Source organism: Pseudomonas sp. WT-JTC (assembly GCF_056711565.1).
Genome location: NZ_CM160042.1, coordinates 346,322 through 368,137, shown reverse-complemented (window position 1 = coordinate 368,137; position 21,816 = coordinate 346,322). Strand labels below are relative to the sequence as shown.

At 60.8% G+C, this 21,816-nt stretch carries 16 protein-coding genes and 1 pseudogene; 3 read left to right on the top strand and 14 right to left on the bottom strand.

What is annotated here, in order from left to right; all coding sequences use genetic code 11:
* Window positions 1-44: 44 nt before the first annotated feature.
* The 7 genes from AC06G5_RS01650 to hutC all read right to left on the bottom strand — a co-directional run bounded on the left by AC06G5_RS01650 (window position 45) and on the right by hutC (window position 7,924).
* Window positions 45-875, bottom strand: a complete 831-nt coding sequence (locus AC06G5_RS01650) for a quaternary amine ABC transporter ATP-binding protein (RefSeq protein WP_008018926.1) — start codon at window positions 873-875, stop codon at window positions 45-47.
* Window positions 872-1,723, bottom strand: coding sequence for an ABC transporter permease (locus tag AC06G5_RS01645; protein WP_480458910.1), 852 nt, complete (start codon window positions 1,721-1,723; stop codon window positions 872-874). Before AC06G5_RS01645 ends, AC06G5_RS01650 begins: the two co-directional genes overlap by 4 nt.
* Before the next feature lie 70 nt (window positions 1,724-1,793).
* Window positions 1,794-2,762 carry an ABC transporter substrate-binding protein gene (locus tag AC06G5_RS01640; protein ID WP_111286787.1) on the bottom strand — a complete coding sequence of 323 codons (969 nt, stop codon included), beginning with the start codon at window positions 2,760-2,762 and terminating at the stop codon, window positions 1,794-1,796.
* Window positions 2,763-2,831: 69 nt separating this feature from the next.
* A complete protein-coding gene (locus AC06G5_RS01635) occupies window positions 2,832-4,301 on the bottom strand; it encodes a purine-cytosine permease family protein (RefSeq protein WP_413423369.1) in 1,470 nt (489 codons plus the stop codon).
* 181 nt (window positions 4,302-4,482) lie between these two features.
* On the bottom strand, window positions 4,483-6,165 hold the full coding sequence (hutU, locus tag AC06G5_RS01630; protein ID WP_008018930.1) for a urocanate hydratase: 1,683 nt from the start codon (window positions 6,163-6,165) through the stop codon (window positions 4,483-4,485).
* A 482-nt stretch (window positions 6,166-6,647) separates the two neighbouring features.
* Window positions 6,648-7,217 (bottom strand): HutD/Ves family protein, encoded by a 570-nt coding sequence (locus tag AC06G5_RS01625; RefSeq protein ID WP_413423371.1) that lies wholly within the window; start codon window positions 7,215-7,217, stop codon window positions 6,648-6,650.
* Complete coding sequence (gene hutC, locus AC06G5_RS01620) at window positions 7,214-7,924, bottom strand: histidine utilization repressor (protein ID WP_162135916.1); 711 nt, start codon at window positions 7,922-7,924, stop codon at window positions 7,214-7,216. The genes AC06G5_RS01625 and hutC overlap by 4 nt, the downstream gene beginning before the upstream one ends.
* A 146-nt stretch (window positions 7,925-8,070) precedes the next feature.
* On the opposite strand from hutC, the gene AC06G5_RS01615 reads away from it, so the two are divergent.
* Window positions 8,071-9,435: a formimidoylglutamate deiminase gene (locus AC06G5_RS01615; protein WP_480458909.1), complete on the top strand. Its 1,365-nt coding sequence runs from the start codon at window positions 8,071-8,073 to the stop codon at window positions 9,433-9,435.
* Between the two features lie 110 nt (window positions 9,436-9,545).
* On the opposite strand, the gene AC06G5_RS01610 is transcribed toward AC06G5_RS01615, so the two are convergent.
* Entirely contained in the window at window positions 9,546-10,115 is a 570-nt protein-coding gene (locus AC06G5_RS01610) for a lipocalin family protein (RefSeq protein WP_413423375.1), read from the bottom strand.
* 30 nt (window positions 10,116-10,145) lie between these two features.
* A complete protein-coding gene (locus AC06G5_RS01605) occupies window positions 10,146-10,400 on the bottom strand; it encodes a hypothetical protein (RefSeq protein ID WP_008018937.1) in 255 nt (84 codons plus the stop codon).
* Window positions 10,401-10,683: 283 nt separating this feature from the next.
* Between AC06G5_RS01605 and AC06G5_RS01600 the strand changes: the two are divergent.
* Together AC06G5_RS01600 and AC06G5_RS01595 are read left to right on the top strand one after the other, a co-directional pair.
* A pseudogene (locus tag AC06G5_RS01600) lies at window positions 10,684-11,721 on the top strand (HAMP domain-containing protein); the annotation flags it as partial.
* 90 nt (window positions 11,722-11,811) lie between these two features.
* Window positions 11,812-12,576 (top strand): methyl-accepting chemotaxis protein, encoded by a 765-nt coding sequence (locus AC06G5_RS01595; protein ID WP_404942359.1) that lies wholly within the window; start codon window positions 11,812-11,814, stop codon window positions 12,574-12,576.
* Window positions 12,577-12,692: 116 nt separating this feature from the next.
* Here AC06G5_RS01595 and AC06G5_RS01590 read toward each other — a convergent pair whose 3' ends face one another.
* The 5 genes from AC06G5_RS01590 to AC06G5_RS01570 form a co-directional block, all read right to left on the bottom strand.
* Window positions 12,693-13,295, bottom strand: a complete 603-nt coding sequence (locus AC06G5_RS01590) for a DUF924 family protein (RefSeq protein ID WP_480458908.1) — start codon at window positions 13,293-13,295, stop codon at window positions 12,693-12,695.
* Between the two features lie 3 nt (window positions 13,296-13,298).
* Window positions 13,299-14,309, bottom strand: coding sequence for a class 1 fructose-bisphosphatase (locus tag AC06G5_RS01585; RefSeq protein ID WP_008018940.1), 1,011 nt, complete (start codon window positions 14,307-14,309; stop codon window positions 13,299-13,301).
* A 226-nt stretch (window positions 14,310-14,535) separates the two neighbouring features.
* Window positions 14,536-15,909 carry a DUF3999 domain-containing protein gene (locus AC06G5_RS01580; protein WP_480458907.1) on the bottom strand — a complete coding sequence of 458 codons (1,374 nt, stop codon included), beginning with the start codon at window positions 15,907-15,909 and terminating at the stop codon, window positions 14,536-14,538.
* The gene (locus AC06G5_RS01575) at window positions 15,906-19,088 is read right to left on the bottom strand and encodes a DUF2339 domain-containing protein (protein WP_480458906.1); all 3,183 of its coding nucleotides are present in this window, start codon (window positions 19,086-19,088) and stop codon (window positions 15,906-15,908) included. Before AC06G5_RS01575 ends, AC06G5_RS01580 begins: the two co-directional genes overlap by 4 nt.
* A gap of 264 nt (window positions 19,089-19,352) precedes the next feature.
* Window positions 19,353-21,803: a glycogen/starch/alpha-glucan phosphorylase gene (locus tag AC06G5_RS01570; RefSeq protein ID WP_413703721.1), complete on the bottom strand. Its 2,451-nt coding sequence runs from the start codon at window positions 21,801-21,803 to the stop codon at window positions 19,353-19,355.
* Window positions 21,804-21,816 lie beyond the last annotated feature (13 nt).

Below are 21,816 nucleotides of genomic sequence, written 5' to 3'. Positions count from 1 at the left end.
TCGACTTGCTCGCGAAGAGGTCAGCTCAAACACTGCAAATCTCTTTAAACCACCGCCGCCCGACGCTGCACAAAGCGGTCGACATACTCATCCGCCGGCGAATGCAGGATCTCTCTCGGCGTGCCGACCTGGATCAGGCGGCCGTCCTTGAGAATCGCGATGCGGTTGCCTATGCGCACGGCCTCGTCGAGGTCGTGGGTGATGAAGACGATGGTCTTGTGCAGGGTCTTTTGCAGTTCCAGCAACTGATCCTGCATCTCCGCGCGGATCAGCGGGTCGAGGGCGCTGAACGCTTCGTCCATCAGGATGATGTCGGTGTCCGCCGCCAAGGCGCGGGCCAGGCCCACACGCTGACGCATGCCGCCGGAGAGCTGATGCGGGTATTTGTTTTCGTAGCCCTTGAGGCCCACGGTGTTGATCCAGTGCAGAGCACGCTCGGCGCACATGGCTTTGCTTTCGCCACGGATTTTCAGGCCGTAGGCGACGTTCTCCACCACAGTCTTGTGCGGCAACAGGCCGAAGCTCTGGAACACCATGCTGATCTTGCGCCGACGAAATTCGCGCAGGGCTTCCATGTCGTATTGCAGGATGTCCACGCCGTCCACCAGGATCGCGCCACTGGTCGGGTCGATCAGGCGGTTGAAGTGGCGCACCAGGGTCGACTTGCCGGAGCCGGACAGGCCCATGATCACGAAGATCTCGCCGCTACCGATGCTCAGCGACAGGTCGTTCACGCCGACCACGCAGCCGGTTTCGGCCAGTACCTGGTCCTTGGTCTTGCCCTGGCCGACCATGGCCAGCGCATCCTTGGCGCGGTTGCCGAAAATCTTGAAGACGTTCTTGACTTCGATCTTGCTCACGGTTGCGTTGTTCATTTGCTCACCTCATGCCGTGCGCGACCATACGCCTGTGTAATGCGGTCGATCACCACAGCCAGAATCACGATCGCCAGACCGGCTTCAAGACCACGTCCGACGTTGAGGGTCTGAATCCCCACCAGCACGTCTTCACCCAAACCACGGGCACCGATCATCGAGGCGATCACCACCATCGACAGGGCCATCATGGTGGTCTGGTTGATCCCGGCCATGATGCTCGGCAGGGCCAGCGGCAGTTGCACGCCGAACAGTTGCTGCCAGCGGTTGGCACCGAAGGCGTTGATCGCTTCCATCACTTCACCGTCGACCTGGCGAATGCCCAGATCGGTCAGGCGGATCAGCGGTGGTGCGGCGTAGATCACCGTGGCGAAAATCGCCGGGACCTTGCCCAGGCCAAACAGCATCAGCACCGGGATCAGGTACACGAAGCTCGGCATGGTCTGCATGATGTCCAGCAAAGGCATCAGCACCGAACGCAGGCGATTGCTGCGTGCCGAGAGAATGCCCAGCGGAATGCCGATCAGCACCGAGATGATCGTCGCCACCATCATCAGCGCCAGGGTCTGCATCAGCTTGTCCCAGAGGCCGACCGCACCCACCAGGAACAACAGGCCGACGATCACCGACGTGGTCACGACTTTACGGGTCGCGTGCCAGGCCACGCCCGCCACGATCGCCAGCATCAGCCACCAGGGCGCTGCGCGCAGCAGCCCTTCAAGATTGACGATGGCCCACAACAGGGTGTCGGAGATGTGCCGGAACACGTCGCCGTAGTTGGTAACCAGCGAATCGACCCAACTGTTGACCCAGTCGGCGATGGAAAAGGTAAAGCTTTCGGGAAACATAAGAGACTCTCAATCAAGGGGTTGCGATCAAGCATCCGACTGCCGCTACCGGCAGTCGGAGAGGCCCAACCTACAAGGCCGCGTCGATTTTCTTGGCTGCGTCGTCGCTCACCCATGCGTGCCAGACTTCAGGATGTTCCTTCAAGAAGATCTTGGCCAGTTTTGGCGACTCGATCCGCTCTTTGGTCATGCGTCCCAGGTTCTGGTTCAGCAGGTCGATCGGCAGGTTGACCTTTTCCAGCACGGCCACCAGTTCCGGGGCTTCGTCGTGGAAGGTCTTGGACAGGCCGACCTTGATGGTCACGGTCTTGTCCACGCCCGGCTTCTCTTCGAGTTTCACCACGTCGACCTGGCCCATCAGCGGGGTTGGCGACCAGTAGTAGAACAGGATCGGCTCGCCACGCTTGTAGCTCGACAGTACGGCGGCATCCAGCGCCGGGCCGGTGCCTGGGCGGAAGTTGGTGTAGGTGCTTTCCAGACCGTAGCTTTTCAGCATTTCGCTGTTGTCCAGCTCACAGGTCCAGCCAGCCGGGCAGTTGTAGAAACGGCCCTTGGAGGGCTCTTCGGCGTCCTTGAAAATCGCCGAGTACTTGCCCAGGTCAGCAATGTTTTTCAGGTCTGGCGCCTTGGCTTCCAGCTTGCGCTTGGCATCGCCTTCGATCACGTAGCGCGGTACGTACCAGCCTTCGACGGCACCCACCACTGGCGCGCCGACACCGACGACTTTGCCGGCCTTCTCAGCCTTGTTCCAGACTTCGCTGCGGCCGACCCACTCTTCGGCAAACACCTGGATGTCGTTGCTGCTCAGAGCGTTTTCCATGGTGATGGAGTTGCCCGGCAGGCTGTCGGTCTTGCAGTCGTAGCCTTTCTCCAGCACGACTTGCAGCACGTCGGTCAGGAGCATGGCGCTTTCCCAGTTCAGGCCGGCAAATTTCACCGGTTTGCCCGACTCGCACCAACCCGCCGCCTGAGTGGCGCCAGCGCTGGCCAGCAGGCCCATGGAAAGCAATGTGGTCAGCAGGGTCTTGTTCGATTTCATTGTAGTGACGCTCCTAATCATGAATTGGCTTACGGCAGTCAAGAGGCATCCAGCCCTGTCCACGTCCAATCAGGCCTGCGCCGCAGCGCGACCCACATTCAGCTTTTGTTCGGTGATCGCGCCCTGCTCGACCGGCAGGATCAAACGATCAGGCACTGTGCCGTGCCATTTTTTTGCGCATACGTAATACAGGGCAGCGGGAAGCACCAGACCGATGACCCAGGAAATATCCACATCACCCAGGGCCGCCACCAGCGGACCGGTATAGAACTTGGTGGAAATGAACGGCAGTTGCACCAGCACACCGAACACATAGACGCTGATACCGAGAAGGTTCCAACGACCGTAGCGACCATTCGGATCGGCCAGAGCCGGTACGTCATAGCGCTCGCGAGTGATGCAGTAGTAGTCCACCAGGTTGATCGCGCTCCAAGGGGTAAAGAACGCCAGCAGGAACAGGATGAAAGACTTGAACGCGCCGAGGAACGAGTGCTGTCCGAGCAACGCCATCAGGGTCGCAGCACCGACGATGACCAGCACGAAGACCAGACGCTGCAAGCGCGTTACCTTCAGGTCACCACGGAAACCGCTGATGATGGTCGCAATGCACATGAAGCTGCCATAGGAGTTCAGCGTGGAGATGGTGACCTTGCCGAACGCGATGCTGAAGTACAGCAGCGCGGCGGTGGCACCGGTACCACCCAGACCAACGATGTACGCCACTTCGTGGCCGGCGTATTGCCCGTTGGCCGAAGCGGCAGCGAACACGCCGAGGACCATTGCCACCTGCGCACCAATGACCGAACCTGCGCCTGCGGCAAAAAAAGTTTTCACCGCGGAAATCTTGCTCGGCAGGTAGCGAGAATAGTCAGCCACATAAGGGCCGAAGGCGATCTGCCAGGATGCCGCGAGCGACACCGCGAGCAAGAAACTGCTCCAGCTGAAGTGGCGGATTTGCAACAGTGCGCCAACGTCAACCTGGCTCATCAGACGGCTGAACAGATAAACAAAGGCAATCACGCCAATGACACTGGCAACACGGCCGATCCAATGGATCACCCGATAACCGAGCACCGTGACCAGCACGATGACACTGGCGAAAAGGAGGATGCCGACGGTGTCACTGACGCCAAACAATTGGCCCAGCGCCTGGCCGGAAAGCACGGTGCCCGTTGCAGTGAAACCGAGGTACATCAGACAGACCAGCACGATCGGGATGGCCGCGCCATAAACGCCGAACTGCACACGGCTGGAGATCATCTGCGGCAGGCCAAGCTTTGGACCTTGCGCGGCATGCAGCGCCATGACGCCACCGCCGAGCAGTTGCCCGATCAACAGTCCGATCAACGACCAGAACACGTCACCGCCCAGCACCACGGCCAAGGCCCCGGTGACAATCGCGGTGATTTGCAGGTTGGCACCCATCCACAGGGTGAACTGGCTAAACAGACGACCGTGTCTTTCCGCTTCCGGGATGTAGTCGATCGAGCGTTTCTCGATCAACGGTTTGCTGCCTGCACGTTCGCTGTTAACAGCCATGGTTCAACCTCTGTGGATTGTTATTGGAATTTGCTGTGAAACCGCTTTGTGTGGAACTGCTTTTTTGTGGGAGCGGGCTTGCTCGCGAAAGCGATGTATCAGCCAGCACAGATGTTGAATGTGCCGGCCTCTTCGCGAGCAAGCCCGCTCCCACAGGTAAAGCGGTGCCACAGGTTTGGCGTTATTTGCCAGTAATCATCGGCAGGTTCAGCCCTTGTTCCTTGGCGCAGTCGATGGCGATCTGGTAACCAGCATCGGCGTGACGCATGACACCGGTAGCCGGGTCGTTGTGCAGAACGCGAGCGATACGCTCGGCCGCCTCGTCAGTACCGTCGCAGACAATCACCATGCCCGAGTGCTGGGAGAAGCCCATGCCGACGCCGCCGCCGTGGTGCAGGGATACCCAGGTCGCGCCGCTTGCGGTGTTGAGCAGGGCGTTGAGCAGTGGCCAGTCGGACACGGCGTCGGAACCGTCCTGCATCGATTCGGTTTCACGGTTCGGGCTCGATACCGAACCGGAGTCCAGGTGGTCGCGACCGATCACGATTGGCGCAGACAATTCACCGCTGCGCACCATTTCGTTGAACGCCAGACCCAGCTTGGCACGCAGGCCCAGGCCAACCCAGCAGATACGTGCCGGCAGACCCTGGAAGCTGATGCGCTCGCGAGCCATGTCCAGCCAGTTGTGCAGGTGGGCGTCGTCCGGGATCAGTTCTTTTACTTTCGCGTCAGTCTTGTAGATGTCTTCAGCGTTGCCCGACAGTGCCGCCCAACGGAACGGACCGATGCCGCGGCAGAACAGTGGACGGATATAGGCCGGTACGAAGCCAGGGAAGTCGAATGCGTTTTCGACGCCTTCTTCTTGCGCCATCTGGCGGATGTTGTTGCCGTAGTCGAAGGTCGGGATGCCTTGCTTCTGGAATTCCAGCATCGCCTTGACGTGCACGGCCATCGATTGCTTGGCTGCTTTGATCACAGCTGCCGGCTCGGTCTTGGCACGAGCGCGGTACTCTTCCCAGGTCCAGCCAGCCGGCAGGTAGCCGTTGAGCGGGTCGTGGGCGCTGGTCTGGTCGGTGACCATGTCCGGACGCACACCGCGACGGACCAGTTCCGGCAGGATTTCTGCCGCGTTGCCCAGCAGGGCGATGGAAATCGCTTTGCCTTCTTTGGTGTATTTGGCGATGCGGGCCAGCGCGTCGTCGAGGTCTTTGGCTTGTTCGTCGACATAACGGCTTTTCAGACGGAAATCGATGCTGACCTGCTGGCATTCGATGTTCAGCGAGCAAGCGCCGGCCAGGGTTGCAGCCAGTGGCTGAGCGCCACCCATGCCGCCCAAGCCAGCGGTCAGTACCCACTTGCCGGTCAGGTTGTCGTTGTAGTGCTGGCGACCGGCTTCGACGAAGGTTTCGTAGGTGCCCTGGACGATGCCCTGGCTGCCGATGTAGATCCAGCTGCCGGCGGTCATCTGGCCGTACATGGCCAGGCCTTTGGCGTCCAGTTCGTTGAAGTGTTCCCAGCTCGCCCAGTGCGGTACCAGGTTGGAGTTGGCGATCAGCACGCGCGGGGCGTTGCTGTGGGTCTTGAACACGCCGACCGGCTTGCCGGATTGCACCAGCAGGGTCTCGTCGTCGTTCAGGTTGGTCAGGCTTTCGACGATCTTGTCGTAGCATTCCCAGTTACGTGCCGCACGACCGATACCACCGTAAACCACCAGTTCTTTAGGGTTCTCGGCAACTTCCGGATCGAGGTTGTTCATCAGCATGCGCAGCGGCGCTTCGGTCAGCCAGCTCTTGGCGGTCAGCTTGTTACCGCGGGCAGCACGGATTTCAACGTCACGAAACTTAGTAGGTTTATTGTCAGTCACGAAAAGAACTCCTCAGCAATCAATCCAAACCAACCCAGGCAGTGGGCGAGCAAGCCAATGGGCATCAGTGCACACCGGCGAATCAGTGGACGATGGTTGAGTCCTCGTGACTCATACACATACGTCTTTACTTGTACATACAAGCATATGCAATCAAGCGGCCAACTTGCTGGATGAGCATTCAAGAAAAATGCTGAAAGGGCTGCAGAGCGCCTGGAACAAGGGTTTTGGCGTAGATGAAATTTTTCGAGGGAATTTTTTGGAGGATAGACGGGTTGTTACTTGAGCGTGGTTTTGCGCCACGCTGGGGCGTTCGGTAACAAAGTGGTGCGCGGAGGGAAACGGAGTTGAAGGAGGGAAACAACATCGCCTGTAGGAGCGAGCTTGCTCGCGATGGTCGTCAACGATAACGCGTAGAACCAGATGCCCAGCAGCGAATCTGGTTTTTTCGCGAGCGAGCTCGCTCCTACAGGGATGGTGTATTAGCGTGCAGTCAGCTCGATCACACAGCAGGCGGCATTGCTGGTGACGTCCAGCAGGCCAGTGTTACCGACCAGTTGCAGGCAATCATGGCGACCCAGCTGCGAAGCATTGTTACCGACCTTCACCTCAAGCGCATCGCTGATGCTGAACACCAGCACAGTCCCGGCCTCGCTGAAAAACCGCTGCTCACCGCTCAGCCATTGCAGCCGCGCGCTGTAACGCTTCGGCGCATAGATCAGGTTGAAATCGCGGATCGGACCGCCGAGCAAGGTGCAGGACACCTGGCTTTCGCCGCTGAAGGCAAAAGGATCGAGGGGCAGCAACGGCCGCGTTACCTGACCGTCAACCGACAAGGTCATGCCGTCGCCCTGCAACACAGTGATGATCCGCTCGTAACCGGCGAAGGTGGAAAATCCGCCCGACTCGCCGATGTCGGCAATCGACAGACGCCAGCCGAAGCCATCCAGGCCGATGCCGGCATCGCGAGTAATTTCTTCAGTGCTGCCGCCGCCGTTTTTCCAGGGCATGCGCGGGTAATCGACTGCTCTTAAAACCTTCAGGCTACTCATTTGTGAAACCGACCTTCCAGACGATGACGGGAACCGGGGTGGATCAAGCGGGCGGCGGTCACCGGCTGGCGACCGGACCAGGTGCGGCGACGGATCAGCAGGCACGGCTCGCCCTTTTCAATCTGCAACAACTTGCACTCGGACGGCTCGGCCAGGATCGCCTCGACCACGTGCTCGCCTTCGGTCAGTGGCGCGACCTGGTTCAGATAGGCGTATGGCGTTTGCAGGGTGAAGTCCTGCTTGAGGTAGTCCGGCGCCACCAGCGCATTGACGAAACGGTCTTCGATTTGCACCGGAATATCGTTTTCGAAATGCACGATCAGCGAGTGGAACACCTTTTGCCCTTCGCGCATGTCCAGGGCCAGGGCGCGCTCGGAGCCGGCGGCCTCTTCTTCAAGGGTGATGACCTTGCAGGTGTGGCGATGACCGCGAGAGGCGATTTCATCGGCGATGTTGTGCACTTCGAACAGCGCGGACTGGCTTTTCGGCTCGGCGACGAATGTGCCGACGCCTTGCATGCGCACCAACAGACCGTCGGCAGTCATCTCGCGCAGCGCGCGGTTGATGGTCATGCGACTGAAGCCCAGCTGGCTGACCAGCTCGCTTTCCGACGGCACGCGGTAGTGCGGCGGCCAGTTTCCACTGTCGATTTGCTGGGTGATCATCTGTTTGACGCGGGCGTACAAGGGCGCCGGACTGTCGCCCATGTTCGCGGCCAACGGAGAGACTGGAGGCGGAGTCGGCACGGTTAATCCTTGTTCGTTGAAAAGAGATTGCTAGCTTGCCGGAGTTTACCGGGCAGGCAAACGTCTGTATATGTATATACAAATAACACACGATGGGGTGCTGAACCATGTCCGCCTTCTTTGCCGAACGCGCGCTGCTGCCTAGTGGATGGGCCAACAATGTACGTCTTGAGGTCAACGCCGACGGCGTATTGACCCATATCCAGGCCGATTCCCATGCAGATGGCGCCGAGCGGTTGAGCGGCCCGCTGCTGCCGGGCATGCCGAATCTGCACTCCCACGCCTTCCAGCGGGCCATGGCCGGGCTGGCGGAAGTGGCAGGCAATCCGAACGACAGTTTCTGGACCTGGCGCGACCTGATGTATCGTCTCGTCGGAAAAATCAGCCCGGAGCAACTCGGCGTCATCGCTCGTCAGCTGTACATCGAAATGCTCAAGGCCGGTTACACCTCGGTCGCAGAATTTCACTATGTGCATCACGACAGCAATGGTCAGCCTTACGCGGATCCGGCCGAGCTGGCCCTGCGTATCAGCCAGGCTGCCAGTTCCGCCGGTATCGGATTGACCCTGCTGCCGGTGCTCTACAGCCACTCCGGTTTCGGTGGCCAGGCGCCGAACGACGGTCAGCGCCGTTTTATCAACAGCACGGAAAACTACCTGAAGCTGCAATCGCGCCTGCAACCGGTCCTGGCGCAACAGCCGGCGCAGGCCCTGGGCCTGTGCTTCCATTCGCTGCGCGCGGTCACGCCGCAGCAGATCAGCGAAGTGCTGGCGGCCAGCGACAAGCAATGCCCGGTGCACATCCACATCGCCGAACAGCAGAAAGAAGTCGACGACTGCCTGACCTGGAGCGGTCGTCGCCCGCTGCAATGGCTGTACGAAAACATCGACGTCGATCAGCGCTGGTGCCTGGTCCACGCGACTCACGCCAACCCGGAAGAAGTCACCTCGATGGCCAAGAGTCGCGCCATCGCCGGCCTGTGCCTGACCACCGAAGCCAACCTGGGGGACGGGATTTTCCCGGCGGTGGATTTCCTCGCCCAGGGCGGCCGCATGGGTATCGGTTCCGACAGCCATGTGTCATTGAGCGTGGTGGAAGAATTGCGCTGGCTGGAATACGGCCAGCGTCTGCGCGACCAACGGCGTAATCGTTTGTATGGCGCGGATCAGCCAATGGTCGGCCGCACGTTGTTCGATGCAGCGCTGGACGGCGGTGCTCAGGCGCTGGGTCAGCCGATTGGTGCACTGGAAGTCGGCAAGCGCGCCGACTGGCTGGTGCTCGACGGCAACGATCCGTATCTGGCGACAGCCAGCGGCGACGGGATTCTCAATCGTTGGCTGTTTGCCGGCGGCGATCGTCAGGTGCGGGACGTACTGGTCAATGGCCAGTGGGTTGTGCGGGACGGGCGGCATGCCGGGGAAGAAGAAAGCAATCGTGCGTTCACCCAGGTACTGCGTGACCTTCTAGGCTGACACTGAAACAATACCGTAGGAGCGAGCTTGCTCGCGATGGTGTATCAGGCGCCTTGGCGTCGACTGACACTCCATCGCGAGCAAGCTCGCTCCTACAAGGGTTTGTACGGTCAGTCCGAGGTCTTGGCCATCTGCTGTTCCGACGCCCGCCAGATCAGCCGCGTGGTGTCGTAACCCTGCTGACGCGCCTTGCTCAGCAACTCCTCACGCACCACACCGTTCACGGTCGGGCTGCGCGACAACAACCACAAATACTTGCGGCTTGGATCCCCGACAATGGCGGTCTTGTAGTCATCGCTGACGTACAGCACCCAGTATTCACCCTTCGCCGTACCCGGAATCAGCCTGGAGAACCAGGTATCGAATTCGACCCACAGCTTGTCGTTCTTGCCGGGCTCCTGTGGATAAGCCGTGCCCTTGACCTCTTCCCATTGCCACTGCGCCGTCAGGCAGCGGTTCAACACGGCAATGTTGCCGTCAGGCTTGAGCGTGTAATGGGCTTCGGATTGCGCGCAGTCGCGCTGGAAGTACATCGGCATGCGGGCCAGCTCGTACCAGGTGCCCTGGTAGCGCTTGAGGTTGACGCTTTTGACAGTCTTGGGGGCCAATGGATCCTGGCCAGGCGTGGCACAACCGGCCAACATCAGGCCGGCGAAAAGGATGATCAATAACTGCTTCATTATTTTTCTCCCGCGGGCAAACGCCCCGGTTTACTTCAGGCCTTGGCCGGAAAACATCAGCACTTTGTCACCGGCGAACTGCACGCTGATAAAGCTGTTCTTGTCGCCCCAGGTGCAACTGGACATGCCGAGCGCGCCTGAACAATCGGCGGGTTTGCCCAACAGGGTTTCCACATCGGCCTTGGCCATGCCGGACGAGAGCTTCGAGTAGTTTTCCTGATTGACCTTGCTGCAGGCAGCCAGCAACACACAGAACGAAAGCAGGGCGATGGAACGCAACGACATGGTGAAACTCCGGGGGGGCGTAAGGGATTGGCATGGCTGCCAAGCTGAAGCTTAGAAGAGAAAACCCCTGTGTGGTTCCGTGCCCGGCAGGCTATTTATCGGGCCACTCGTCTACCTTTTGCCGAAAATCAACCAATTCCCTTGTTAATCGAGCATTTCGTCGTTTTTCAGCAAATCTGCCTAATCTTTGGCGCCGTTCAGTCGACATACATGCAACGCAAAGCCACGTCGTTGGCATTTGCTCCCCCCTTTTGTAGACCTGACCCTCTGCGGTAGCTCACCCATGACCAGAAACATGAAGTTCAGCCACAAGATCTTGTTGGCTGCCGCCCTCGTGGTGGCTGTCGCATTCGCTTGTTTCATCCTGTTCAACGACTATCGCCAGCGCGAAACCTTGCGCAACAGCACCGAAGCCTCGATGCAGGAACTCGGCAGCCTGACCACCAGCAACATCAAGACCTGGCTGGAAAGCCGCATGCAATTGCTACAGTCGATGGCCCAACAGATCACCGCCGATGGTAATGCTCCCGCTGGCCTGAAACGGATCATCGACCTGCCCGCCTACACCGGCAATTTCCAGCTGAGCTACTTCGGTGGCGCCGACGGCGTAATGTTCTCGGTCCCGGCGGGCAACCGCGCGGCGGACTACGACCCACGCGCCCGTGGCTGGTACAAGGCGGCCAATAGCGCCCAACAGAGCATCGTCACCGAACCGTACATTGCCGCGTCTTCCGGCAAGCTGGTCATCACCGTGGCCACCCCGGTGCAGCACCAGGGCCAGATGATCGGCGTCGCCGGCGCCGACATCGACCTGTCCAGCGTCAGCGCGATCATCAATTCGTTGAACTTCGGCGGCCACGGTCATGCGTTCATCGTCGGTGCCGACGGCAAGATCCTGATTCACCCCGACAGCAAGCTGGTGCTCAAGAGCCTGGCCGAGGCCTATCCGGGCGACACACCCAAAGTCAGCGCGGGCATGAAAGAAGTCGAGATCGACGGCAAGCGCCAGTTCATCTCTTTCACCCACGTCAACGGCGTGCCATCGGCGGACTGGTATGTGGCGCTGGTGCTCGACCAGGAAACGGCGTTCTCGATGCTCAGCGAATTCCGCACCTCGGCAATCATCGCCATGGTGATTGCCGTGGTGATCATCATCGCCTTGCTGGGCATGCTGATCAGCCTGCTGATGCAGCCGCTGCTGACCATGGGCCGCGCCATGCACGACATCGCCGAAGGCGAAGGTGACCTGACCAAACGCCTGACCATTCACGGCCACGACGAATTCGGTGCGCTGGGACTGTCCTTCAACCGCTTCGTCGAGCGCATCCATGCCTCGATCATCGAAGTGTCCTCGGCCACCGGCCAGGTCAACGAGGTGGCGTTGCGCGTGGTCGCAGCCTCCAACTCGTCGATGTACAACTCCGACCAGCAAGCCTCGCGCACCAGCAGCGTGGCAGCGGCCATCAACCAGCTCGGGGCCGCCGCCCAGGAAATCGCCCAGAACGCCGCCCTGGCTTCGCAACATTCCAGCGATGCCCGCAGCCTGGCCGAAGACGGCCAACAGGTGGTGGATAAAACCATCGCGGCGATGCAGCAGCTTTCGGCCAAGATCAGCGATTCGTGCGGCAACATCGAAACCCTCAACAGCAACACGGTCAACATCGGACAGATTCTGGAAGTGATTACCAGCATCTCCCAGCAAACCAACTTGCTGGCACTCAACGCCGCCATCGAAGCAGCGCGGGCCGGTGAAGCCGGTCGTGGTTTTGCCGTGGTGGCCGATGAGGTGCGCAACCTCGCTCACCGCACCCAGGACTCGGCGCAGCAAGTGCAGACGATGATCGAAGAGCTGCAAGTCGGCGCCCGGGCAGCGGTGGGCATCATGACCGACAGCCAGCGTCAGAGCGAAAGCAGCGTTGGTATCGCCAACCAGGCTGGTGAGCGCCTGGGCAGCGTGACCCAGCGCATCGGTGAGATCGATGGCATGAACCAGTCGGTCGCCACCGCGACTGAAGAACAGACGGCCGTGGTGGAGTCGATCAACGTCGACATCACCGAGATCAACACGCTGAACCAGGAGGGTGTGGAGAACCTGCAGTCGACCTTGCGAGCGTGTGCCGATCTTGAGCAGCAGGCGGCGCGGTTGAAGCAGTTGGTGGGTAGTTTCAGGATCTGATTGCTCTCTCGGGCCTCTTCGCGAGCAAGCCCGCTCCCACAGTGGATCTGTGTCGTTCACGAATCCCTTGTGGGAGCGGACTTGCTCGCGAAGACGGCATCGGCCGCAAAGAAGAGCTAGAACCTTGAACCGGGTTTCGACAGAAACTCCAATTCCTCAGCCGTAGACTCCCGCCCCAACACCGCATTGCGATGCGGAAACCGTCCAAACTGCGCAATCACTTTCTGATGCCGCTCGGCATAGTCCAGGTAATCGCTGAACAGTGCCCGATCAGCCTCCGGCTGCTGCTCCACCAGTTCGAGGTAGCGCGAGACGCCTTCGTTCTGCACCGCGAGGTTTTCGCTGTGCTCGAACACCAGGAAGATGAATACCCGCTGAATCGGCTGCAATTGCCGGTCGAAATCCGCGGCAATGCCTTGGGCTACCAGCTTCTGCGCCCGGAGATCGCCTGCAAAGGCTTTGGGAGTATCGCGAAAGATCATTCGCGGGATTTGATCGAGCAACAGCACCAGGGCCAGCCAACCTTCGGGACGTTGCATCCACTCGGTCAATCCGCCGGCCAGTGCCTGCTCGGTCCAGTCCCCGAAACGCTCGCGCGCTTCGAGGTCCTGGCTGTCGCGCTTGCCGAACCATAACCTGCCCTTCTGCGCCGCCACTTCACTCGCCGATCCGGAGCTTCCGAACCACCAATCAAGCAACGGCTGCCAGGGCGCGGTCATGGTTTATTCCTTGTGGTAAGCCGTGACGCGGGCAACTTCTTCTTTCGAGCCGAGGAATACCGCAACACGCTGGTGCAGGCCTTCCGGCTGGATGTCGAGGATGCGCTGGTGACCGTCGGTGGATGCGCCGCCCGCTTGTTCCACCAGGAACGACATCGGGTTGGCTTCGTACATCAGACGCAGCTTGCCCGGCTTCGACGGCTCGCGGCTGTCGCGTGGGTACATGAACAGACCGCCGCGGGTCAGGATGCGGTGCACGTCGGCGACCATCGCGGCAACCCAGCGCATGTTGTAGTTCTTTTTCAGCGGGCCTTCATCGCCTGCCAGCAATTCGCCGACGTAACGCTGTACCGGTGCTTCCCAGTGTCGCTGGTTGGACGCGTTGATGGCAAATTCCTGGGTGGATTCAGGAATGGTGATGTTTTCGTGGGTCAACACGAAGCTGCCCATTTCACGGTCCAGGGTGAAACCTTTCACGCCGTGGCCCAAGGTCAGGATCAGCATGGTCTGCGGACCGTAGATCGCGTAACCGGCAGCCACTTGCTGGGTACCTGGCTGCAGGAAGGCCTTTTCATTCAAGGGCTCGTTCTGGCTCAGGTATTCGTTCGGGCAACGCAGCACCGAGAAGATGGTGCCGACCGGGGCGTTGATGTCGATGTTCGACGAACCGTCCAGCGGGTCGAATACCAGCAGGTAGGCGCCTTTCGGGTATTTGCCCGGGATCTGGTAGGCGTTGTCCATTTCTTCGGACGCCATGCCGGCCAGGTGACCGCCCCATTCGTTGGCTTCGAGCAGGATCTCGTTGGAGATCACGTCGAGCTTCTTCTGCACTTCGCCCTGGACGTTTTCAGTGCCCATGCTGCCCAGAACGCCACCCAGGGCGCCTTTGGACACGGCGTGGTTGATCTCCTTGCAGGCACGCGCCACCACTTCGATCAGGAAGCGCAGATCGGCAGGAGTGTTGTTGCTGCGGGTCTGCTCAATCAAATAGCGACTCAAGGTAACGCGGGACATGGACGGCTCCGGTGGAATGGGGGGCTAAAAACCCGCGCAGTTTAACGCGAGTCGGGGCGCATTTCCTCCTATCAGACGTGATCGGCCGAAGAGAGTTCATGTGCGGGGATGAGCGTAGTTGGAAAAGGCCTGGATGCGAGCCGGAAAGTAGCGGTCATCTCAGCATTTTTATTGACTGAGATACCGCTATCGCGGGCAAGCCCGCTCCCACAAGGACAGCGCCAACCTAGGATTTGGCCGTCGGCTTGCGCAGCAGACTGAACGCCATCGCCACCAGGAACACCACGCAGAGCAACAACACCGCCCACAAGCCGAATTTCTTCCAGTTGGTGTCGATCGGCACAGTCGTGGTGCCTGTCGACGGCTTCGCTGCCACCGCCCCGACATCGACCATGGCCCGGCCCAGGGTCGCGAGCTTCGCCGGACTGTAATCCGGAATCAGCGTCGACAGCGGCAAGTTCGCCGCCTTCGCCGTCGCATTTCCCACGACCAGCGTGTAAGGCCCTGGCCCGCGCGCCAGAAACACCAGTTGCGTGGCGCGCACGGCGAACTTCAGCGTCGGCGCCTGATCACCCAGGCCGCCGCCGCGTTCGTCCACGGTCAGTTTCAATTGCTGGACGATTTGCCCTGACAACTGCAATTCGTTTTGCACAACATCCTGACCGTTCTGGGTCAGGCGATAGAGCAGACCGCTGCCCAACGGCTGCCATGGCAGGCTGCTGTCGCGCCGACCGGACAGGCTCACCGGCGCCAGGCTGTTGGGCTGGCTCAACTCGACCTGCACTCGCTCGACATTCAGCCCCATTGGCAACTGCCAGGTGTACTCACCCGCCTTCAAGCTGCTGCCGGCCAACGCCTGGGACCAGACCAACGGCAGCGGCAGGCTGCGGGTACTGGTGCTTTGCAGTTGCGCCGACGTCAGTGTCGGTGCCGAATGCGGCGTGATCCAGAGCAATCGCAAGTAGCGCGCCGACTGGCCCGGCAGGCCGACTTCATGCTGCTCGACCCGCTCGTCGGAAAAGCTCAGGCGCGCCACCTGCCCTTCGCCCCAGGATTGCCAATGCTGCAAATCATCGCTGGCTTCGAGGGTGAAACGCTCGAAGCCGTCGCGCTCGCTGGTCCAGTCGAGAATCAATTGCTGCAATGGCGCCTTGATCGCGGACGCGTCGAGCAACCAGCCGCGCAACTCCTCCTCACCCGCCTCCAGCTGGCTGGAGGGCTGCACTTCGATCAAGGTGCCGTTGGTGTTCGATTGCACCCGCACGCTCGGCGCGGTTTCAGTCGCATCCACCGAGCTGTACAACGGAAACCATTTCACCTCGTTCAAGGTGCGGGTTTCGCTGCTCTGCGCCGACTCCCGGGCCAAGGCATAAGCCTGAACATCGCCCACGGCATTGAACACACGCACATCGCTCAGGTCAGCCTGCCGTGCATTCAGTTGTACGCTCAGGGGCAGTTCAAGGCGATACCAAGGGCCTTCGCCCGCCACCGCCAAGGGCACTTGGGTGGTGAAGTCCGCCGGTTTTTCCTGGGCAACCGCCGACAACACCACCCCCATTGCAACAACGCCCAGCCAACCCAGCTTCAGCTTCTGACTCAAGACGATACTCCTTCAGATTCCGGGGCCGGTTTCTCGGTATCCAGCACAGCTTCGGCGCGTTTGGGCGGCAGCGGGGCGAAATAGCCCACCACCAGCAGCAACACGCCGACTCCGATAAACGACACGATTCGCGCCAGCCCGCCGCGATTACTCAACTCAACAAAGAACAGCTTGGCCACGACCACGCCGATCAAGGCAGCACCGATCAGCCAGACTTCACGGCGGCGACGCAAATGGCCGCCGATCATCAGACTCAGGGCCATCAAGGTCCAGACGATGGACAGACCGGCCTGTACACGCATCGACTCCAGCAACGGACCCAGCTCGAACGGCACCCCGCTCCAATGGTGCGCCGTACGCATGACCAAGGCAGTGAAGAACACGAACAGCGAGGCACCTGCGACCCCTTGCGTAATTTTGCTGGCGTAATCCTTGCGAACCGCCAGTTGTGTCATGGCGCTGCGGGACCAGACATAGACACCGAACAACGCAAACAACAGGCCCAGCTCCAGCGGGTTGATCAATGGCACATAGGGCAGTGGCTCGGCGTTGCCGTCACTGGCGGCATTCGCCAGCCAGAACCAGCCGAGCATCAGCAACGCCAGCGGCGCGCCAGCGTATACACGGTATTCCCTCGAATACGTCGACACTGGCCACGGCCACGCACGAGGTGCCGCCGCCAAAACCAGATAAAGGCTTGGCAGAATCGCCCAGCCCAGCCAGCGCCAGGCGTTGTATTGCTCGGACAACACCAGCAAGCCATAACGCAATTCCAGAGCCAGCACCCCCATCAACAGCCAGCAGCCGAGCACATGGGCGACGCTTGGCACGAGCGCCGGCAGCATGGTCGCCAGGCGTCGCAGGGACATGAAATGCACAACGAACACCGCAGCCCACGCCAGCCAGCCGAAGTTGGCCGCCGGGTGATAACGCGGGTGCCAGGCCGCGAGCAGCACCAGCGCCGCCGCTGGAATCAACACCGTGCAGAGCACTCCCAATGACGGCCAACTCAGGCGCAGCGCCAATACCGTCCACAGCGCAACACTCGCGGCGGCGATGCTCAACAACAAGGTCGCCTGCACCGGCAACGGCGCAAAATGCAGCACGTCGATGACCCAGGCCAACGCCCACCAGCCTGCGCCCCACACCAGCAGCGCCTGGGACAACAGCGACAGACTCGGCCCCGCCAGCGCTCCACGCGCATGCCCCACCTGCAAACGCCAGGCCCCGACCATCGCAGCCAGCCCCAGCATCAGCGGCGCCCAGAACCCGCCATGGGCCAGGGCGCGCGGGTCGTCACTGAACAACGGTCCTGTCGTCAGGAACAGCGCGCCACCCAACAATTGCACAGCAAGCGCGGTGTACACGAACGTGCGCGATGCCAGGTGCAATCCCGCAAGCAACGTCAGCGCCCCGGCCAAGGCCCAACTGATCACCGTACCGTGACTGAAGAAAAACAACGGTGCCAGCAAATAGAGAAACGCCAGCCCGAGGCAAGCCAGGACTGGCAGGCCTTTCAGCTCCCAAGGCCTGATCTGTTCCGGCAAGGCTTTACGCAACTGGTAGAAGCTGAACAGCAACGCGACGCCCAACAGCAGCGCGCCTAACGGAACACCGCCAAGCAGGCTGTTCTCGCTGCTGTGCAACTCGCCGAGAAACGCCAGCGCCGCCCCCAATTGCAGCAGCAAGGCAAAGACCCGGGCCAAGGGCCTTTGCTGGCGCAGACCGAGCCAGAAGATCCCCGCGCCTTCCACCGCCCACGCCGCCGTCGTCCAGCGTGCATCGAGCCCCAGCGGAATCGCCAGGCTGGCGAAGATCACGCCCAAGGCCAGGCAGGTTTCCCCCAATAACACGGTGCGACCGACCATCAGCCAACGGGCGAGCCCCATGTAGATCATGCCCAGCGCCAAGGCACTGAACGCCGCAGCGAACTCCAGATGCTGTACCAGTGCGAACTGCAAGCCGAAACCCACTAGCGGCGGGCCGAACAGCAGCGTGCCGTCGACGTAGTCACCCTTGCGCGCCGACCACTGCAGCAGCGCTTCGCGACTGCCCTCTGCCGGCGGATCGCTCAGCTCCATCAGCTTGCGCCGGGCGAACAGCAGACCAATGGCCAGGTACATCAGGAAAAACACAATCAGGAACGGCTCGGTGCTCCAGAGCAACTCGGGCGAGTAGGAACGCAGGCCCCAGGCGAAACCGATGCCGAAGGTGCCGGTGAACCCGATGACATTCAACAGCCGCCAGGCCTTGAACCAGGCGATGACGAGGATGCCGGCGTCAAGCAGGACAAAGTAGCTGAAAAGCGCGACGTGGCTGCCGGCACCGGTGGAGGCCAGGATGGGCGCGGCGAATCCACCCAGTGCGGCAGCTGCGGCCAGCCCCAGGGAGTCCTGGGTAATGGCGAGGATCGCCGAACAGACGGTCACCGCCACCAGCAGGCCGAACGCCGCCGAAGGATCGAGTAGCGGATGCAGGCGCATCGCGGCAAACACCGTCAGGTACAACACGGCAATCCCGGCGCCTTGCAGGATCAATGCGTAACTGCCGTTGCGGGCCCTCAACCACCAGCCCAATCCGAGCAAGCCCAATGCTGCGGCCGCTACGCCGGCGTAACGCAATTCAAGCGGCACCACCATGCCTTCGGTGGCGTAGCGCAGCAGAAAGGCCAGGCCGAGGAACAGCAACACCACGCCGACCCGCAACACGGTATTGCCGCCGAACAGCCAGGCCCGGGCGCAGCTGATCGCGCGCTCGATGAGATTCGGGCCACGCGGTGTGACAGGCGGTTGCGCTTGGCGAGCGGTCGTCTCGGATTTCCAGGCATCGATAGTCGGACGACTGATTTCGCTGGCCGCTGCGGGGATCGGCTCGAGTTCGGGTGGCAGCTCCCAGATCAATTCCGGGGTAGCCGCAGGGGCTTCTTCAAGGAGGATTTCAGGTGATACCAGCGGTTCGCGGCTTTCCGGCGCCTTGACGCCCGATGCTTCGAGCGCTGCCAGCCGTTGTTCGACCGCCTGTAGCACACGCTGTTGCTCGACTGCCCGAAGGTCCAGGCGAGCAATGCGAATGGCCTGGCCGATACCCAATCCGAGTAATGCGCCCAGCAGTGCATCACTGAATGACTCGTCGAGCATCCAGCCGAGCACCAGCCCTGTCAGCATGAAAATCCATTGCATGGTCGATATCCCTAAGCGGCCCTGAATCAGGGCATATCCGGTGATTCAGACTAGTAAACAGTCACCCGGAATCCAATGTGGGCACAAATTCCATTTGCCCCATAAATCCACTGTGGGAGCGGGCTTGCTCGCGAAGAGGTCATCACACTCGACAATTGTGTCGAAAGTCAGTCCGCATTCGCGAGCAAGCCCGCTCCCACAGGGATCAGTTGCCACTCAGTATATCGATCAGGCCCGTTAGTCGCCGGGCATTCCGGTTGAAAACTACTCCAGTGCCTTCCAGATTTCCGTGGCGTACTCGCGAATGGTCCGGTCCGACGAGAACCAGCCCATCCGCGCCGTGTTCAACACTGCTGAACGCCACCATTCCTTGGAATCGTGCCAATGGGCTTCGACGCGCATCTGCGCATTCCAGTAGGAGTCGAAATCGGCGCAGACCAGGAAGCGGTCGTAATCCACCAGCGAATCGATCAACCCGGTGTAACGGGACGGATCATCCGGGGAGAACACCCCGCCACGAATCGCTTGCAGCACATCGTTCAGGCGATGGGACGCAGCGATGTCCGGTACGGCACTGAACTCATGGTTCTGCTTGCGCGCTTCCACCTGCTGCGCGCTGAGGCCGAAGATGAACATGTGCTCGGCGCCAATGCGCTCGCACATTTCCACGTTGGCCCCGTCCAGGGTGCCGATGGTCAGCGCGCCGTTCAGGCCGAATTTCATGTTGCTGGTGCCTGACGCTTCGAAACCGGCGGTGGAGATCTGCTCGGACAGATCCGCTGCCGGAATGATGCTCTCCGCCAGGCTGACGTTGTAGTTGGGCAGGAACACCACTTTGAGCAAGCCGCGCACGGTCGGGTCGTTGTTCACCACCCGGGCGATGTCGTTGGTCAGCTTGATGATCAGTTTGGCCTGGTGATAACTCGCGGCAGCCTTGCCGGCGAAGATTTTCACCCGTGGCACCCAGTCGATTTCAGGTTCCGCGCGGATCGCCTGGTACAACGCCACGGTGTGCATCAGGTTGAGTAACTGACGTTTATATTCGTGGATTCGCTTGACCTGCACGTCGAACATCGCCGCCGGGTTGACCGCGACACCCAGCCGCTCATGGATCAGGTACGCCAGGGCCTTCTTGCTGTGCAGGCGTTGCTCGGCAAACGCCTTGCGAAACGCATTTTTCTCGGCGAACGGTTCGAGGGCGAGCAAACGCTCTTCAGGGTTATCCAGTACCGCGGAGCCCAGGGCATCGACCAGCATCGAAGTCAGCTCGGGGTTGGCCTGGTACAGCCAGCGGCGGAAGGTGATGCCGTTGGTCTTGTTGTTGATTCGTTCCGGGTACAGCTTGTGCAACTCCGAGAACACCGTCTTGCGCATCAGTTGGGTGTGCAAACCGGACACACCGTTGACGCTGTGGGAGCCGAGAAACGCCAGGTTGCCCATGCGCACCCGACGACCGTTGTCTTCCTCGATCAGCGACACGGCGCGCAGCACGTCGAAATCGTGAATGCCCTTGGCCCGCAAGGAATCGATGTGGTGGGCGTTGATCAGGTAAATGATCTGCATGTGTCGCGGCAGCATGCGTTCCATCAAGCCGACCGGCCAGGTTTCCAGCGCTTCGGGCAGCAATGTGTGGTTGGTGTAGGACAGCGTATCGACAGTGACCTGCCATGCCGCATCCCATGCCACGTCATAGACGTCGACCAGTTGCCGCATCAGTTCAGCCACGGCAATCGACGGGTGAGTGTCGTTGAGCTGAATCGACGCGTGATCGCCCAGGGTCAGCACCGAGGTGTGCATGTTGCGATGGCGGCGCAGCAGATCCTGCAATGAGGCCGCGACGAAGAAATACTCCTGACGCAGGCGCAACTCCTGGCCGGCCTCGGTACTGTCCGCCGGGTACAGCACCCGGGAGATACTTTCGGCCCGGGCCACTTCAGCCACGGCGCCCAGGTGGTCGCCGGCGTTGAAACGCTCCAGATGCAGATCTTCCATGGCCCGCGCACGCCACAGGCGCAGCGTGTTGACGCTCGCCCCGCGCCAGCCGACCACCGGCGTGTCGTAGGCAATCGCCCGCACGGTTTCCGCCGGGTGCCAGACTTGCCTGGACTTGCCGCTGTCATCGGTCACGGTTTCAACGCCGCCGCCAAAGCCGATCGGGTACACCACCTCCGGCCGCTCGAACTCCCACGGGTTGCCAAAATCCAGCCAGTGTTCGGTCTGCTCCTGCTGCCAGCCGTCGACAATCGCCTGGCGGAACAACCCGTGCTCATAGCGGATGCCGTAGCCATGAGCGGCGATGCCGAGGGTCGACATGCTTTCCAGGAAACACGCCGCCAGACGCCCAAGGCCGCCGTTGCCCAGGGCCGCATCGGGCTCCAGCAAGCGGATGCGCTCAAGGTCGACGCCAAGTTCGGTCAGGGCTTCGCGGGCCACGTCGAGCAGGCCGAGGTTGCTCAGGCTGTCGAACAGCAGCCGGCCGATGAGAAATTCCAGAGAGAGGTAATAGACGCGCTTCTGACCTTTGCGGTAGATCTGCCGCGTGTGGTCCATCCAGTGCTCGACCATGTGGTCCCGCGCGGCCAGGGCAATAGCTTCGAACCAGTCATGGTCGAAGGCGTGATCCGGGTCTTTACCCACCGCATAAGTGAGTTTGGTCAAGACGGCGTCGCGGAATGCGGCCACCTCTGCTTCGCGAACAAGTGGTTCTTGAGTCATCGATAGGACCTCG